Below are 15,473 nucleotides of genomic sequence, written 5' to 3'. Positions count from 1 at the left end.
CGTCGCCGTTCAGTTACCCGATATTGCTGCCCCGGATCCGGCTCAGATCATCGTCGTCGCCCAGGTTGCCTGCGCGTGGATCGAGACTCGCGCCCGAGCCCTGATTGAGCGACGAGTCGCTCATGCTGCTGCCTGATCCGGCAACGCTGGCAGAACCGGCCGAGCCTGCGCCCATGCTCGAACCCATTGCGCCGCCAGCGTAGGTCCTGCTGCCGGTGGCCGCACCGCCCATGCCGGTTGTCGGGACGCCCGGCCCCATGGTCGGCGCGCCCGAACGCTGCGGGTCGGTGCCATAGAAATCGTGGACGTCGCCGGCCCAGGTGGTGTCGGCCATATCGGGCCACGCGTCCTTGTCGAAACCGGGCGCGGATTTGAGGCGGTCTTTTTCGACGCCCAGCACGAAACGCTTGTTGACCGTGTCGAGGTGCAGCGCCTGCCATGGCACGGCGAACAGTTTTTCGCCCATACCCAAAAAGCCGCCGAAGGCCAGCACGGCGTAAGCGACCTGGCCGGTCTGCATGTCGAGCATGATTTCCTTGATCTCACCAAGGTCTTCTTCGCTGGCATTGACAACATTTTCGCCAATCAAGGTGTCAGCCCCCATCAGCGATGGTCCCGGACCTGCGATGGAGCTGTCCTTGTACATGCCATATTTGTCGCGATCTGCGTAGCCCATATGTTCCTCCATGTAACGTTGTGAACAGTGCCCTCGGCCAACCCGATCTGGACCAGCCGTCGCCCTGTCACGCCATGGTAGGACGCTATTGGATTGGGGCGCGCGCGCCAGCGCTTCGGGCCGGGTGCACTCTCTGCCGACGGCAAAATGCAACAAACAATACTAATGCGTTGTGGAAATACTATTTTTACCGGTTTGCCCCGAAACGATCGGCTACATTGATGGATCGACAGGAATACGTTAATGGCAACTCTCATCCCATCACTCAGCGCCTGCACGGCGCGTATGACCTCTGGTGAACGGCGCTTCGCCGTGCGCCTGGAAGACAAACTCGAAGATGACTACCTGTGCTGGTATGACGTGAGCATCGGCGCGCGCAACCAGCATCCCGACTTCATCGTGTTTCATCCTGCACGCGGCTTGCTGGTGCTGGAAGTGAAGGACTGGCGCCTCGGCACTCTGGTCAGTATCGACAAGCAGCACGCCGTGATCGTCACCGATGCCGGCACCAAACAGGTCTTGAATCCGCTGGAGCAGGCGCGCCAGTATCTTTACGCCGTCACCAACAAGCTGGAGGGCGATCCGATGCTGATCTGGCCATCGGGTAGCTTGAAAGGAAAGTTTTTCTTTCCCTATGGTTGTGGGGTCGTGCTGAGCAATATCACGCGCAAGCAATTTGACGATGGTGCGTTGGGCGAGGTTCTTCCGGCGCACCTCGTTATTTGCCAGGACGAGATGACGGAGAGTGTGGATGACGAAGCGTTTCAGGCGCGGTTATGGGGCATGTTCCCGATCAAGTTCAAGATGAAGCTGTCGTTGCCGCAGATTGACCGTGTGCGCTGGCATATGTTTCCTGAGGTGCGTATTGGCGTTCACGCCGATCAGTGCGAAGAACATGGCCAGATCAGTACGGAAATCCCGGACCTCATCCGTGTCATGGACCTGCAGCAAGAGCAGCTGGCGCGCAGCCTGGGTGAAGGGCATCGCGTGATTCACGGCGTAGCGGGTTCGGGCAAAACACTGATCCTGGGCTATCGCGCCGAGCACCTCGCAAGGGTTAGCCAGCGGCCGATCGCGATCCTTTGCTATAACAAGACCCTGGCGGCCAAGCTGGCCGCCATGATCGGGCAAAAGGGGCTGGGCGATAAAATCGTGGCCATCAATTTCCACGCGTGGTGCATGCGCCAGCTTGACACCTATCACGTCGACAAGCCCGCAAAGACAGCCGATCTGGATGCTTATTTCGAGGCGTGCATCGATAGCGTGATCCGGGGCGTGGACAGCGATCTGATTCCCCGGGGGCAGTACGATGCCGTACTGATCGACGAGGGGCATGACTTCAAACCGGCCTGGTTCAAGCTGATCGTTCAGATGGTCAATCCGGAAACCAAATCGCTGCTGGTCTTGTACGACGATGCGCAGTCGATTTATCACACGGCAAAGAAGCTCAAATTCTCGTTCTCGAGTGTCGGCGTGCAGGCGGCAGGGCGCACCACCATCCTGAAACTCAATTACCGGAACACGGCCGAAATCCTGGCGGTGGCGCGCGCCTTTGCCGCCGAGCTGCTCACCGCGCACAATACCGAGGACGATGAAGCGCCCACGGTCCAGCCGATGAGCACAGGCCGGCATGGTCCGAAGCCGGTTCTGGTGCAACTGCCAAGTCTGCAGAAAGAAGCCGAATACCTGGCCGATAAACTCGTTGCGGCCAGCAAGACCGGCACGCCTTGGGGCGAGATGGCGCTGATCTATCGGCGTTATGGCGTCGGTAAAGTGCTGGCCGAGGTGCTGCAGCGCCGTGACATTCCGTTTCAGTGGCCGCAGGTAAAAGGCGCGGCATATTCTCCGGTCCATGACAGCGTCAAGCTGATCACCATGCACAGCAGCAAGGGGCTGGAGTTTTCACTGGTGGGCATTCCCGGCCTTGGCGCCGAGTTCAAGGAAGAAGACATCGTCGAAGACGAAGCGCGCCTGCTGTATGTGGCAATGACCCGCGCCACGCATGAGCTGGTGATGACCTGCGATGGCATCACACCCCATACAGACAAGCTCCAACGTGCAATGACGGTGCTGGAAACAATGTAAGTGTTGCGTAATCGCACGGCCATGAAGCGGCCTGGTGCCAGCAGGTAAGACTATGCGAACCAGCGTACAGAAGAGCTGGGCGGCAATGGTTAATCTGCAAAGCAATACTTTGGAGAACAATCATGACCGTCACCTCACGCTGCAATAACGCGGGACCGCTGGGCCGCCGAATCCCGACCCGTCCGTTCGCATCGTTGCTGGTGCGTCTGCTGCGTCGCCGCTGAGCACGCAGCGTTGATGGTCCACCCGGCAATGCCGAGCGGATATGCTAGTGGGCGCTTACGGCTGCCCGCCACCACCTGCCACGCCATACACATGGCCGGTGGTGTAGCTCGATTCATCCGACGCCAGCGTGACGTAGGTCGCCGCCAGTTCGGCCGGCTGGCCTGGACGCTTCATCGGCGTGTCTTCGCCGAACTTCGCACGACCCTCTGGTGAATTGCCGCCCGCCAGTTGCAGCGGTGTCCACACCGGCCCCGGCGCGACTGCATTGACCCGAATCCCTTTCGAGGCCATCTGCTTGGCCAGCGACTTGGTGAACGCCACTTCGAACGCCTTGGTCGACGCATAGTCGAGCAGTTTTTCCGGCGGATCGTAGGCCGTCTGCGACGACGTGTTGATGATCACGCTGCCAGGCTTCATGTGCGGAATCGCCGCCTTGGTGATCCAGAACACTGCATACACATTGGTTTTGATCGTCCAGTCGAACTGTTCGCTGGTGATGTCGAGGATCGAATCGTGGTTCTGCTGGCGCGCAGCATTGTTGACCAGGATGTCCAGGCCACCGAGTTCGCGCACGGCGGTTTCCACCATCTTCTTGCAGAACGCTTCATCGCGGATATCGCCCGGCACAGCCACTGCCTTGCGGCCGGCGTCACGGATCAATTGCATTACTTCACGTGCATCCGGCTCTTCGGCCGGCAGGTAGCCGATCGCCACGTCCGCGCCTTCGCGCGCGTACGCGATGGCGGCAGCGCGACCGATGCCCGAGTCGCCGCCCGTGATCAGCGCCTTGCGGCCGGCCAGGCGGCCACTGCCGCGATAGGTGGTTTCGCCATGGTCAGGGCGCGGCGTCATCTTGCTGGCCAGGGCAGGCCATGGCTGATCCTGATTCGGGAACGGTGGACGCGGATAGCGCTTGGCCGCTTCGCGCGCGGCGCCGGCGGCCGGCTGGTTGCCGCCCGCAGCTTGCTGGGCCAGGGCCGGCACGGCGGCGGCCGAGGCGGCGACGCCGGCGGCCACGGTCCCGACGAACCGGCGGCGCGATGGCGCCATGTCTTGCGTGGTCTGGTTCTCGACCTTCTTGTCTTCCGAATGCATGCTTGCTCCTTGGATGTGGTGGCAGGGTGCCGATAGCGGTCACGACGTTGATAAAGATGTTAGTCGTTATCGAAAAGCCATGGTGTTCGGTAGCGGTGGAGCAATGTCTTGTGAGGGAAGTCAAAGACGCTTGAATGAAAACAGGCGGCGGTCTTCATGGCGATGATGAAGATTGAACCCGAGAGCCAGTCAGGTGTCGAACTCCCGTTATGACAAGGGAGGGCGCCGTGACATCGTTCAGGTTCGTGAAATCAGGCCCGCGTCGCACATTACTCGACCGTCCCCGACCGGTGCGGGCGATGACGGTCCCGCAGCCGCATGGGCGCCTTGACCGGCTCGCGGCCCTCATCGCAGACAGCAGGTCGACGCAACGCTGCTGCCCGCATTGCGCTTGCCGGCAACTGAACCGGCATGGCCAGGCCAATAACCGCCAGCGCTTTCGCTGCCGCCAGTGCCTGCGTACATTCAACGACCTGACCGGCACGCCGCTGGCGCGGCTCAGGTTGCGCGAGAAGTGGCTCGATTACATTGTCATGCTGCGCGAAGCCAGGTCAGTGAGGGCAGCGGCGGCCCAGGTTGGCGTGCACAGCAATACCGCGCTGCGCTGGCGTCACCGCTTTCTGGACGAGACTGATAAAGAACGGTTATGGCCCACCTATAAGCTTCGCCACACACTTAAAAAGTCCGGCACGAAGCAATGAAGTCCGCCACCACAGTAGTGGCTCAGGTGTACTGCACCGGAGCCGCTTGCTGCACCGTTACCGCTTGTTGCGACATTGTCGTTTCAGCGGCATGCAGATTGATCTCGAATCTGTCGCAGCTTGCAGCAATATGGCTCGTCATGGCATAAATCAGGGTAGCCATGCCGGTCATTTCGAGTCCTTCCTCCGCCATGACAAGCACGTTGTAGAGCAGACTGTCACCCTGGCTTTCCATGACACTGCCATTGATCAGTTCCATACCAAGGCAACCGCTGAGGAACAGGCCTGCCGCCAGGATCATTCGACGGCGAGTGGCGGCTGGCAACCGCAACATGAATTTGAGGAAGAACAGCGAGGCCGTGAACGCACCTATCAAGCCCGGCACGACCCAGCTGTAATACATCAGTCCGAGTTGTGCGCCATTCGCCGGATCGGAGCCTCCCAACATCGCACGCATCGGCCCGGTCATTTTTTCATGTACCTGGAAGCATTCGTCGTAGGACAGGAACAGGAAACCGACCGCCAGGACGGTCCAGTAGAAGGCGTCCCGGTCACCGCGGTTTTTCGCGTCCAGAGCAATCAGGGCAAACAGGGCGGCACTGCACAGTCCAAGGCATACCGAGAAAAACGTTGGAACATTGCCTTCGACATCGACATCGAAGAGGGGAACCAGGCCATGGACGACATCGTGTCCGAACCCCAGCCGCAAGACAAGGCCTGCCGCGTGAGCGCACAGCAGACAGATGATGATCGTACCCAGAAAGTGGGCAACCGAGCGGGGACTGCCTGATAAGCGAAAGTCGGGCATGCTGTTTTCTCCAAAATGATCGCCAAGCAATTTCTGTTCGAATCACAGGAACTGCACACTTTTATGACAGGACGATGACAACGATGTTATGGAGATTACATTAATACTTAGACATCGTAAATAATATATTTTTTGTATTTTTTTAGAGAAGACAAGGCACTGGTGGGGTGAGGGGCATGACGAGTTGTCAGGGCAATGCGATTGCTACGGCAAGCACAATGCGGACGCAAGGCGCAGTCAGCATTATCTGTTGATGACGCTGATAGCAATGCGGAGCAATTGTTCTGGCGAAATGATCCGCTGGCCATCCAGCGCCCAGCGCCAGCCCAGGTAATTGGGCAGGTAGCGCGACGCCACGCCGCGAAAGCCCTGTAGCCAGGTCTTGAAACGCTGATGGTAAGCGTTGACGTTCTGCACGTGGATAGCAAGATTGCCCAGTCGCCTCGCACGTACACCGGCGCGCAGGTTGACCGTCTCGTGCGCGATCCTGTGTTTGCGCGCGAAGGCGCGGTAAGCGCGATGGCCGTCACTGACCAGCAACGCCTGCCGATCCAGCCTGGGCAGCAAGTCACGCTCGAGTTGCGCAGCCGTGAGGGCCCCGCGACCAGTGACGGCATCGACCGTGCGCCCCTCGCGGTCGCGCGCGACCAGGATGCAATCGAGTTCGCTGGAAATGCCCCGTTTGACCGCATGGCCGCCACGGTGGCGCGGTGGCCGATCGAGCGTGCGCGAACCTTTTTGTGATTCGAGCAGGAATGTTTCGTCAGCCTCGACGATGCCGTTAAGCGCTGCGGGCCGGTCGAGCTTGACCCAGTGCAGGAAGCGGTGGCGCCACCGAAAGGCCGTGTTGCGATGTACCCCGACCCGATCTGCCGCCTTGCGCACGGGGAGTGAATCGAGCAGCACCTGCGAATACGCGAGCCATTTGGCCTTGAGCCTGAGCCGTGCCAGCGGCGTGCCGGTCAGGTCGTTGAAGGTGCGGCCGCAGGCACAGCAGCGGTAGCGCTGCAAATCGTTGGCGAACCCGTGCCGGTAGCAGTGCTCGTTGCCGCATCTGGGGCAGCAGCGGCCTGGCGCTCTGAACTCACTGATGAGCGCGACCACCTGACCGAGCCCGGCTGCAGGATGCAGGGCATCGAGCACTTGCCGGCGCTGGGGTTGGTTCAGCGAAGGCAGTTTTGCGAACCAGCCCTTGAATCGTGGCGCTTTCATGATCGACTCCTGACGCTGGAGACAGGGGTTGGACCATTGGACCGCTCGTCAGTTCAAAGCGAGTCTCTATTTAACGCTGACTGCGCCCAAAAAAAAGGGTGACCCGGCAGAGCCGCGTCACCCGTTTCAGGGCACTACCAAATCGCTGAAAATCAGTCGACGGTCGCGCCGCTGTCTTTCACGACTTTCGACCATTTGGTGGTTTCAGCCTGGACGAACTTGGCGAAGTTCTCCGGCGTGTCACCCACGTACTCGGTGCCGGTGTCGGTCAGCACGCGCTGGAAGTCAGGCGACTTCATGACCTTCTGCGTTTCGGCGTTGATCTTGTCGACCACGGCCTTTGGCGTCTTGGCTGGCACGAACATGCCGTACCACGCATACGATTCGATTGGCAGGCCGGCTTCGGCGAAGGTTGGTACGTCCGGCAGCAGCGGCGAGCGCTTGTTGCCCGAAACGGCGATCGGTTTCACTTTGCCGCTCTTGATGTGCGGCATGATCGCGATGGTGCTGTCGAACATGATCGGGATGTGGCCGCCCAGCAGGTCGGAAATCGCCGGCGCCGAACCCTTGTATGGAACGTGGACCATGTCGAGCTTGGTCACGCCGCGGAAGATTTCACCGGTCAGGTGTTGCGGGGTACCGTTACCGGCCGATGCGTACGAGAACTGGCCGTTCTTCGACTTGATCAGTGCCAGCAGTTCCTTGACGTTCTTGGCCGGGACCGATGGGTGGGCAACCAGCACCAGTGGTGCGCGCAGCAGGTTGGTGACCGGGATCAGGTCGGTCGCCGGGTTGAACGCCATTTTCTTGTACAGGCTCGGGTTGATCACGATTGGTGCGCTCGAGGTGATCAGCATGGTCTGGCCATCGGCCTTGGCGCGGGTGACCGCTGCCGAACCGATATTGCCGCCGCCGCCGCCGCGGTTATCGATGACGAACGACTTGCCCAGCGCGGTCGTCAAGCCTTTGGCCAGCGGGCGCGCCGCGATGTCCGACGGGCCGCCTGCCGGCCATGGCACGACGACGGTCACGGTGTCGCTTGGCCAGGTTTGGGCGAAGACGCTGGTGGAAAGAACGGTTGCCGCGAGAGCAAAGACAAGGGTTTTTCCGCTGGATGGGAAGACGCGCATGGTGTTGTCACCTCTATATAGTTGATTTGTTCCGATAACCTGCTCGGACGATTTTACACGAAGGGTCAGGCCGGTTGCGTCATCACAGGTGTAATCTTTTGTTTCTAAGTGGGAATTTTTACAACAGATTATGGCGTCGTGACGGGCTTGGCCTGCCCGGTGCTTGCCTCCCACACGACCGTCGGCGTCCAGCCGGTGGCCAGCAGCGTGGCCTGCATCACGGTGGCGGCGTTGTCCCTCGCGGTATTGAGTATTGTTGGCTGACTGCACGCGGCCTGCACCGCTTTCTGCGCCGTGGCCAGTACATTGTTCATCGCCGTGGTGCGCGTCTGCGCCGACGGAATGAACGCCTGCAAGCCCTGGTCGGTGATCGCATAGAAGTACGAGCCGCCCTTGTCGCGCGGTTCGTGGTTGATGCGCGCCTGCAGCGGCGAGGGCGCTGGCAGCACGACCGTCAGCGTGCGCGCCGTGTTGTCGATGTCTTCGTAGCGCGCCTGGCGCAGGTCGGTGGCCAGCGTGCAGTCGCCGCGCGCGACCAGCAGCACGCGCGTGCTGCCAAGCCGGACCTCCCATTGCGACCACGGGATGTCCACGGCATTCGGCTGCGTGAATTCGATCACGTCAGAATAGTTCATCTTGAGCGACACCAGATGCCCCATCTTCTCGAGCGACACCAGCGGCGGCGGTGCGGGCACTTCGTCAGCCGGGCGCTTGATGAGCGCGAAGGTAATGGCGGCAGCGAGGACGGCGACGAGCAGGATCGGCAGGTGTTGCGATGGTTTCATGGGCGGCAGAGGCGGGTGCGTTGACGGAGTCGGCGGCCAGTCTATCCGATCCTGTGGATGGCTGTCGTTCACCGGTGTGCCATGACTGCCTGCGGCATAATCACGTCACTACAGGAGGAGTTCATGCCAGGTCTTACCGATGCCGCTGTTCTCGACGCGTGGTCGCGCAACGTCGATCCCTGGACCACCGCAGTGCGCGGCGGTGAGATCGAAACCCGTACGCTGGTCACCAATGCCGCCATCGTCGACGCAGTGCGCAGCCTTGATCCGGCCACCGGCATCGATCTCGGTTGCGGCGAAGGCTGGCTGGTGCGCGCGCTGCCGGGTGTGGCGATGATCGGTGTCGATGCGATTGCCGCGCTGGTCGAGAAAGCCAAGGCCGCTGGCGGCGGCGACTTTCGCGTGCTGTCGTTTGAGCAGATTGCGCAGGGCCGGCTGGCGCTGGCGCTCGATGTCGCGGTCTGCAATTTCTCGTTGATCGGCAACGAGGCGGTCGATGGCCTGCTGCGCGCGGCGCCGACCTATCTGCGCGAGGGCGGCTCGCTGGTCGTGCAGACCGTGCATCCGCTCATGGCCTGCGGTGACGCGCCGTATACCGACGGCTGGCGCGCCGGCAGCTGGGCGGGCTTTTCCAGCAACTTCGCCGATGCGCCGCCGTGGTACTTCCGCACGGTCGCGGGCTGGGTCGCGCTGTTCGCGGCAAACGGGCTGCGGGTCACCGGGATGCGCGAGCCGCTGCATCCCCATACCGGCAAGCCCGTCTCGCTGATCCTGATTGGCCAGCTGGAAGCGTGATGTGTAGCGTGATGCCGTCTTAGCGCAGCAGCTTGAGCCCCGGCGGCAGCGCATCGCCCAGCATGCGCGCTTCGCTGGCCTGATCCAGTTCCACGACTTCGCGCACCATCGCCGTCCATGCCGCTGGCGCGCCGCTGGCCGCCAGGCGGCGCAGCACGTCGCCCCGCACCGCGTCATCGATGTCGCGCGAGCGGTCTCCCGTCATGCGCGCGATGTGGGCGGCGGCAAAGCCGGCCGGTTCCACCTTGCGCCAGTCGAGCAGCAGGAGCTGGCGCAGCCAGCCCTCGGCCACGTCGGGCGGCGCGACTTCGTGTGCGCTTGACTGGAACGACTGGCGCGCGCCCACGCGGCCCAGCGCCCACAGATAGCGCCCGTAGCGCGCGCTGGCGCGGGCATCGAGCTTGCCGCCGGCTGGGATGTCGGCGATCTGCTTGAACAGCCATTCCCCGATCTCGGCCTTGTAGGCCGACGGGATGCGCTCGAGCGACGCGCCCACGCGTAGCAGGTCTTCTTCGCTGCCGTCGACCAGCGTGACGGGCCGCCTGCCACGCTCGGCGGCATCGGCTTGCAGGTTGAAGGCGAAATCGTCCAGTACGCGCAGTTGCGCGTCGAGCGACAGGCCGCCGGCCACGCGGCGCCACAGTGTCCACCATTCGGCGCGCACCTGGCTGTCCTTGTGGTGCTGCACGCCCGCCTCGAACAGGGCCCACAGCCCCTCCATGCGCCATTCGTCGAGCGCGTGGCCGAAGCCGGGGCGCAGGCTGTAGCCGGCCAGGTTCAGCCACGCGCGCTCGTGTTCGACCGAGCGGCGCCGGCCTTTCGCGCGCGCCATCAGGGCGTCGAACAGGCGGCGCAGCAGCGGCGTGGTCCAGCTTTCGCGTGGGCCGAGCAGGTGTTCGAGGCCAGCGCGCAGTTGCTTGACTTCCTTCGGCTCGACCTGTTTCGAGCGGGCGCCGAACACGCGCTCGATCTTGTCGATTGCCGCGTCCAGGTTCGCGGGCAGGGCCTCGTCCGGCGCGTCGATATCGCCGTCACCACCACCGTCGCCACGCAACTGGAACGCGAGCTGCCAGCGCCCGCCGCCATCTTCGGCCACGCAATGCACTTCGAGCGAACCGGTTTCGCTCAGCGTCGTTACCAGATGCACGGGAATCTCGGCAGTTGTATTGGACCCTGAGGCGCGTAACACCGTCGCAATCGGCGGCAGGCGCACCACGTCGGCCAGGTCGAGATCGACCAGGTCGCCGGCCTGCGGCGCCGCGCCGGCATCGGCAATCGTCGAGACCAGGTGAAAGCGCACCGGCCGGCCGACGCGCAGCGCGAAGCTGCGGTTTGCCAGCGTGACTTCCGTGGCAGCTGGCGTGCCGCGTGGCAGCAGGCAGACCGCGTGCAGCAGACCGGCGCGTGCTTCGCCGTCCAGAAGCAGGTAGTAGTTACGGGCCGCGCCGCTGTCGATCGCCGGCGCCAGACCCTGGCGCGCCAGCGCGTAGGCGACACCGCCACGGGCGACGGCGATATCGGGATTCTCGTTGTGTAGCACACGTACTGGCGCGCCGCGCCAGCCGGTCAGCGTATCGACCAAGCGCCTGGCCAGCGCGGTGCCCCTGAACACGCCGCCGTTGAGCAGCACGGTGTCCGGAATCGGGATCGCGCCGCCATCCAGGCCGAGTGCTTCGCGCGACGCCGCCGCATGCTGGCGCAAAAAGCTCGCCAGATGCCGCGTGATGGCCGGGTCGCTTGCATACGGCAGGCCGAATTCGACGATGCCGGCGCGGGCGCGCGTCGGTTCGTCCTGCGCGGCGTTGAGTGGCAGGAAGCCATCGAGCACGATGCGCTCGATGTCGCTGCGCAGCAGGTCAGCCTTGCGAGCGGAGCCAATCAGGCGGCTGCCAGCGCCGAGCAGCGTGACGGCGACCGACTCGGGTGCATCGTCGGCCAGCAGTTGTTCCTTGGCGGCGCGGCAGCGTTCCGTGAGCTGGGCCAGGCGCGCGGCCGACAGGCGCGTGCCTGCATTGTCATTGTCCGCGCCGGCCATGCGCGCTTCGATCAGGTGCGCCAGCGCGAGGTCCATATTGTCGCCACCCAGGATCAGGTGGTTGCCCACGCCGATGCGCGTCAGGTGCGGCTCGCCGTCCCTGGTATCGACCTTGACCAGGCTGAAGTCGGTGGTGCCACCGCCGACGTCGGCCACCAGCACCAGCCGCGCGTCGCCCAGGTCGTCGGCCAGGCTGGCGCGATGGCGGTACAGCCAGTCGTACAGCGCGGCTTGCGGTTCTTCCAGCAGTGCGACCTGCGGCAGGCCGGCCAGCCGGGCCGCTTCGAGCGTCAGCGCACGGGCGCCTTCATCGAACGACGCCGGCACCGTGAGCACGATCTGCTGGCGTTCGAGGGGTTGTTTGGGAAAGCGCGCATTCCATGCAGCGCGCAGGTGCGCAAGATAGCTGGCGCTGGCAGCCACCGGCGAAACCTTGGGCACGTCGTTGTCGACACCCCACGGCAGGATCGGCGCCATGCGGTCGACGCCATCGTGCGACAGCCAGCTCTTGGCGCTCGTGACGAGCCGGCCCGGCGTGGCCGCACCGAGCACGCGCGCCAGGCGCCCCAGCGCGACGCGCTCGACGCCGGCGACATCCTGCTGCTGCCAGGGCAGTTGCAGGGCGCCGGGTGCAAGTTCGTCCGGCCCCGGGTGGTAACGCATCGACGGCAGCAGCGGTGCGCCGGCTACTTCGCCGGGCGCCACCAACTGATCGATCTGGAATAACTCGATGCCGCCCGGACCATTGCGGCCGTAGGCCAGCACCGTGTTCGTGGTGCCCAGATCGATGCCGACGAGCCAGGTCACTGGACCCCGGCCGCCGTACGCACGTCGAACTCGATCTTCCAGCGCTGGCCGTCACGCGCCACTGCCAGCAGTTCGAGCGTGCCGGCGTCCGTCGCCAGCGCATGCAGTTTTACCTGCACAACATCACCTGCTGCGCGGCCATCGGCCGGCAGCGTGGCCTGGATCTCGTTCATTTCGTGCAGCTCATCCGGGCCCCAGAATTCGAGCACGTCGCCGATGCGATCCTGGCGGCGTGTGGTGGAGCCGAAGAAGCGGAACGTGACCGGCTCGCCGATCACCAGGCCGAATTCCTGGCCCGGCAGTTCGAGTTCGCTGCCTTCTTCCATGCCGAACGGCGCCACGCACAGGGCTTCGAGTGGCGGCTCCATACCCGGGATGGCCGGCATCGACGACTCGACGCCAACGTAGTACGAGCGCGCCGTGCCGCCGCGAATGCGCACGCCACCGCCACGCCGCGCGTAGCTGAAGTAGGCCGCGCCGCGCGCGACCGCCAGATCGAGATCGGCCCCTTCGAGCATGCGCGCCGGTTCGGCGCCTTCCATGTACAGCCAGTCGTTGATGGTGTCCATCACGCGCTGGGCCAGGATGCCTGACTTGAACACGCCGCCGTTGAACAGCACCGCGCTCGGGTGCAGGAACGTGTGGTCGGCCGTGACGCGGCCAGTGAACCCTTCGAGTTCGGCGGTGGCGCCGGCCTGGCGCGCAAGGAACGCGGCCAGGTGGCGCGTGATCGCGGCGTCCTGCGCATACGGCAGGCCAAGCTGGGTCAGGCCGGCGCGGGCGCGCACGGTCGGCCGCGCCGAGGCTTCCACGCGCGGGAAGAAGCCGTCGGTGATGAAGGCGGTGACTTCGTCGCGCGTGAGTTCGGTGCGGATCGAGCCGCCGATGAGTTTCGAGCCGCGGCTTGGCACCACGATCGGGTGCGTCGTCGCGTTGGCATCGGCCAGCAGCGCTTCCTTGGCGCTGCGGCAGCCGTAGGTCAGTGCGCGCATCTGCCAGGCGTCGAGCTGCGTGCCGTTGGCCGCGAGCTTGCGCGCCACGAAGTGGGCCAGCGCCAGGTCCATATTGTCGCCGCCCAGCAGGATATGGTCGCCCACGGCGACGCGGTGCGGTTCGAGCTTGCCGTCGCGTTCCAGGATCGCGATCAGCGAAAAGTCGCTGGTGCCACCGCCGACGTCCACCACCAGGATGATGTCGCCCGGTGCAACCTGCTTGCGCCAGCGGCCGCCGCTGCCCTGGATCCAGCTGTACAGCGCCGCTTGCGGCTCTTCGAGCAGGGTTGGCGTGAAGCCGGCCAGGCGCGCGGCGTCCAGCGTCAGCTCGCGCGCGCCCGGATCGAACGAGGCAGGGATGGTGACCGTGACCGATTGCTGGTCGAACGGTGCTTCGGGGTGCGCAGCGTTCCAGGCCTGGCGCAGGTGGCGCAGGTAGTGGGTCGATGCATCCAGTGGCGAAACACGGGTGACTTCGTCCGGCGCATCCGTTGGCAGGATCGCGGCGCGGCGGTCCACGCCCGGGTGGCACAGCCAGCTCTTGGCCGACGAAACCAGGCGGATTGGCGTGGTCGCGCCGCGATTGCGCGCCATCTCGCCGGCGATCGCCCTTTCTTCGGTGTCGCTCCATGGCAGCGCGCGTTCGCCCGCCGGCAGCTCGTCCGGGTGCGGCAGGTACAGGAACGATGGCAGCAGCGGCAGCGCTTCGATCGTGCCGGGCGCAGTCAGTTGCGGGATCGGCAGCACGGCGTCGACGGCCTGTTCGCCATCGCTGGCCTGCAGGTCGACATACGACAGCGCGCTGTGGGTCGTGCCCAGGTCGATGCCGATGGCGTAGCGCGGCTCGGCCGCGTTGTTCAACGATTCGTTCAACGGGTCGTTCACGATGTCGTTCACAGTTCCACCTCCGCCGGGGCCAGCACGCGCGCATCGTGGCGCTCGGCCAGTTGCGGCAGCGTGACGCTGGCAGCGCGCCAGCCGCGGTGGCTCAGGGTGCCGTTGAACGGCGCCGTGCCGACCACGTTGCCGGTCAGGCGCACGCTGGCGGCATCGAAGCCTTCGTTCAGCGTGATGCGGGCGCCCTCAAGCTCGCTGCGCACCGGTTCGATCGTGAAGTGCTCGCGCAGCACGCGCGCGCAGCCTTCGTGCACGACGCGTGCGGCGGCGCCAATGTCGGCATCCGAATAGCTGGTGAGGTTTTCGTGGGCGAAGTCGATCAGGCGCGCTTCGCGCTGGAAGAGGCTCAGCAGCTGCAGGGCCGAATCCGGCGTCGGCGCGCGCAGGGGCGTCGGCGCTGGCGCTGGTTTCACGACAGGTGCAGGTGCCGGGGCTGGCACTGGTGCCGGAGCGGCGGTCGGGCCGACGCCGTCATCGCGCACGCGCGCGGCGAATTCGGCGTCGCCGAGCGATTTGAACAGGGCGCCGAAGGCGATCGACAAGCGGCTGAAGAAGCCGGGCAAATTGGTCTGTTGGGTCATGGTTGTTTTGATTGGTCAGTGCGAAAGCGGCGACCCGGCGCATCCGGCGCCAGGGAATGCCGCTCCCAAAAGAGGCGCATGATACCAGCAGGCGCACCGTTGGCGCACTGACAAGACATGGTCAGGGTTGGCCGACAGCGCGCGCGCCGCTCGTCAGCGCTGCTGTGTAATCGGTGAAATCGCCAAGGCCGCGCTTGATGATGGTGACGAGGGCGGGCAGGGGCGCGGCCTGGTAATCCCATTCGGCGCGGCAGAATTCGCCGGTACGCTTGAGGTTTTCGGCCACGATCGGCGCGATCCAGCCATGCTCGGCCAGCAGCGTGATGACGGCGCGCTCGTCCTGCGCTGGCCCCAGGCGCGCGCAGCCGATCACATGGTCGCCCATCTCGATCGCCGCTTCCCAGGCCCGGATCACGTTGAGCGTGGCCGCATCCTGGCGCGTGATGTCGTCGGTGAACGTCGTGGGGTCGCGCTCGTATTCTTTGCGGGCGCGGTTGCAGCAGCGTTCGATGATGCCGGCTTTCTTCAGCAGAAGATCGTTACTGGTGCTCATTGCGTTGCTCATTGACAACTCCATGGTCGGGGCGCACGAAGAATATATATGGCGCCAGAAAGCCGGTCTACAAGGTGCTGCTACGGGCGTAGAGCG

General features: G+C 64.2%; 13 protein-coding genes. 3 read left to right on the top strand and 10 right to left on the bottom strand.

Going from position 1 to position 15,473, the window contains the following annotated elements; all coding sequences use genetic code 11:
• Positions 1 to 13: 13 nt before the first annotated feature.
• Positions 14 to 676, bottom strand: coding sequence for a PRC-barrel domain-containing protein (locus AC56LV_RS11425; protein WP_499557704.1), 663 nt, complete (start codon positions 674 to 676; stop codon positions 14 to 16).
• A gap of 243 nt (positions 677 to 919) precedes the next feature.
• On the opposite strand from AC56LV_RS11425, the gene AC56LV_RS11420 reads away from it, so the two are divergent.
• Positions 920 to 2,761, top strand: coding sequence for a DEAD/DEAH box helicase (locus tag AC56LV_RS11420; protein WP_499557702.1), 1,842 nt, complete (start codon positions 920 to 922; stop codon positions 2,759 to 2,761).
• Between the two features lie 279 nt (positions 2,762 to 3,040).
• Here AC56LV_RS11420 and AC56LV_RS11415 read toward each other — a convergent pair whose 3' ends face one another.
• Positions 3,041 to 4,081: an SDR family oxidoreductase gene (locus AC56LV_RS11415; protein ID WP_183555629.1), complete on the bottom strand. Its 1,041-nt coding sequence runs from the start codon at positions 4,079 to 4,081 to the stop codon at positions 3,041 to 3,043.
• Between the two features lie 299 nt (positions 4,082 to 4,380).
• Between AC56LV_RS11415 and AC56LV_RS11410 the strand changes: the two genes are divergently transcribed.
• A complete protein-coding gene (locus AC56LV_RS11410) occupies positions 4,381 to 4,782 on the top strand; it encodes a transposase (RefSeq protein ID WP_499557700.1) in 402 nt (133 codons plus the stop codon).
• A 22-nt stretch (positions 4,783 to 4,804) separates the two neighbouring features.
• On the opposite strand, the gene AC56LV_RS11405 is transcribed toward AC56LV_RS11410, so the two are convergent.
• The 4 genes from AC56LV_RS11405 to AC56LV_RS11390 all read right to left on the bottom strand — a co-directional run bounded on the left by AC56LV_RS11405 (position 4,805) and on the right by AC56LV_RS11390 (position 8,717).
• Complete coding sequence (locus AC56LV_RS11405; protein WP_499557698.1) at positions 4,805 to 5,590, bottom strand: DUF8692 domain-containing protein; 786 nt, start codon at positions 5,588 to 5,590, stop codon at positions 4,805 to 4,807.
• A 243-nt stretch (positions 5,591 to 5,833) separates the two neighbouring features.
• The gene (locus AC56LV_RS11400) at positions 5,834 to 6,802 is read right to left on the bottom strand and encodes an IS1595 family transposase (protein WP_499557696.1); all 969 of its coding nucleotides are present in this window, start codon (positions 6,800 to 6,802) and stop codon (positions 5,834 to 5,836) included.
• Between the two features lie 152 nt (positions 6,803 to 6,954).
• Positions 6,955 to 7,932: a Bug family tripartite tricarboxylate transporter substrate binding protein gene (locus AC56LV_RS11395; RefSeq protein WP_499503343.1), complete on the bottom strand. Its 978-nt coding sequence runs from the start codon at positions 7,930 to 7,932 to the stop codon at positions 6,955 to 6,957.
• A gap of 128 nt (positions 7,933 to 8,060) precedes the next feature.
• Entirely contained in the window at positions 8,061 to 8,717 is a 657-nt protein-coding gene (locus AC56LV_RS11390; protein ID WP_499557694.1) for a DUF4230 domain-containing protein, read from the bottom strand.
• A 123-nt stretch (positions 8,718 to 8,840) separates the two neighbouring features.
• On the opposite strand from AC56LV_RS11390, the gene AC56LV_RS11385 reads away from it, so the two are divergent.
• Entirely contained in the window at positions 8,841 to 9,512 is a 672-nt protein-coding gene (locus AC56LV_RS11385) for a methyltransferase domain-containing protein (RefSeq protein WP_499557692.1), read from the top strand.
• Positions 9,513 to 9,531: 19 nt separating this feature from the next.
• Here the strand turns inward: AC56LV_RS11385 and AC56LV_RS11380 are convergent, their stop codons facing one another.
• From AC56LV_RS11380 to hepT, 4 genes are all read right to left on the bottom strand, one after another.
• Positions 9,532 to 12,354, bottom strand: coding sequence for an Hsp70 family protein (locus AC56LV_RS11380; RefSeq protein ID WP_499557690.1), 2,823 nt, complete (start codon positions 12,352 to 12,354; stop codon positions 9,532 to 9,534).
• Positions 12,351 to 14,243 (bottom strand): Hsp70 family protein, encoded by a 1,893-nt coding sequence (locus tag AC56LV_RS11375; protein WP_499557688.1) that lies wholly within the window; start codon positions 14,241 to 14,243, stop codon positions 12,351 to 12,353. Before AC56LV_RS11375 ends, AC56LV_RS11380 begins: the two co-directional genes overlap by 4 nt.
• On the bottom strand, positions 14,240 to 14,824 hold the full coding sequence (locus AC56LV_RS11370; RefSeq protein ID WP_499557686.1) for a DUF2760 domain-containing protein: 585 nt from the start codon (positions 14,822 to 14,824) through the stop codon (positions 14,240 to 14,242). The genes AC56LV_RS11375 and AC56LV_RS11370 overlap by 4 nt, the downstream gene beginning before the upstream one ends.
• A 121-nt stretch (positions 14,825 to 14,945) precedes the next feature.
• On the bottom strand, positions 14,946 to 15,389 hold the full coding sequence (gene hepT / locus AC56LV_RS11365) for a type VII toxin-antitoxin system HepT family RNase toxin (RefSeq protein ID WP_499557684.1): 444 nt from the start codon (positions 15,387 to 15,389) through the stop codon (positions 14,946 to 14,948).
• Between the last annotated feature and the right edge of the window lie 84 nt (positions 15,390 to 15,473).

It is taken from the genome of Telluria sp. RB2R28, from assembly GCF_059685835.1.
Note: the sequence above shows the minus strand (reverse complement) of the source record. Positions and strands in the feature narration are given on the sequence as shown.

Coding starts and splice junctions, on each gene's coding strand:
- AC56LV_RS11425 (WP_499557704.1), bottom strand. CDS start 676: ATGGGCTACGCAGATCGCGACAAATATGGCATGTACAAGGACAGCTCC.
- AC56LV_RS11420 (WP_499557702.1), top strand. CDS start 920: ATGGCAACTCTCATCCCATCACTCAGCGCCTGCACGGCGCGTATGACC.
- AC56LV_RS11415 (WP_183555629.1), bottom strand. CDS start 4,081: ATGCATTCGGAAGACAAGAAGGTCGAGAACCAGACCACGCAAGACATG.
- AC56LV_RS11410 (WP_499557700.1), top strand. CDS start 4,381: ATGACGGTCCCGCAGCCGCATGGGCGCCTTGACCGGCTCGCGGCCCTC.
- AC56LV_RS11405 (WP_499557698.1), bottom strand. CDS start 5,590: ATGCCCGACTTTCGCTTATCAGGCAGTCCCCGCTCGGTTGCCCACTTT.
- AC56LV_RS11400 (WP_499557696.1), bottom strand. CDS start 6,802: ATGAAAGCGCCACGATTCAAGGGCTGGTTCGCAAAACTGCCTTCGCTG.
- AC56LV_RS11395 (WP_499503343.1), bottom strand. CDS start 7,932: ATGCGCGTCTTCCCATCCAGCGGAAAAACCCTTGTCTTTGCTCTCGCG.
- AC56LV_RS11390 (WP_499557694.1), bottom strand. CDS start 8,717: ATGAAACCATCGCAACACCTGCCGATCCTGCTCGTCGCCGTCCTCGCT.
- AC56LV_RS11385 (WP_499557692.1), top strand. CDS start 8,841: ATGCCAGGTCTTACCGATGCCGCTGTTCTCGACGCGTGGTCGCGCAAC.
- AC56LV_RS11370 (WP_499557686.1), bottom strand. CDS start 14,824: ATGACCCAACAGACCAATTTGCCCGGCTTCTTCAGCCGCTTGTCGATC.
- hepT (WP_499557684.1), bottom strand. CDS start 15,389: ATGAGCAACGCAATGAGCACCAGTAACGATCTTCTGCTGAAGAAAGCC.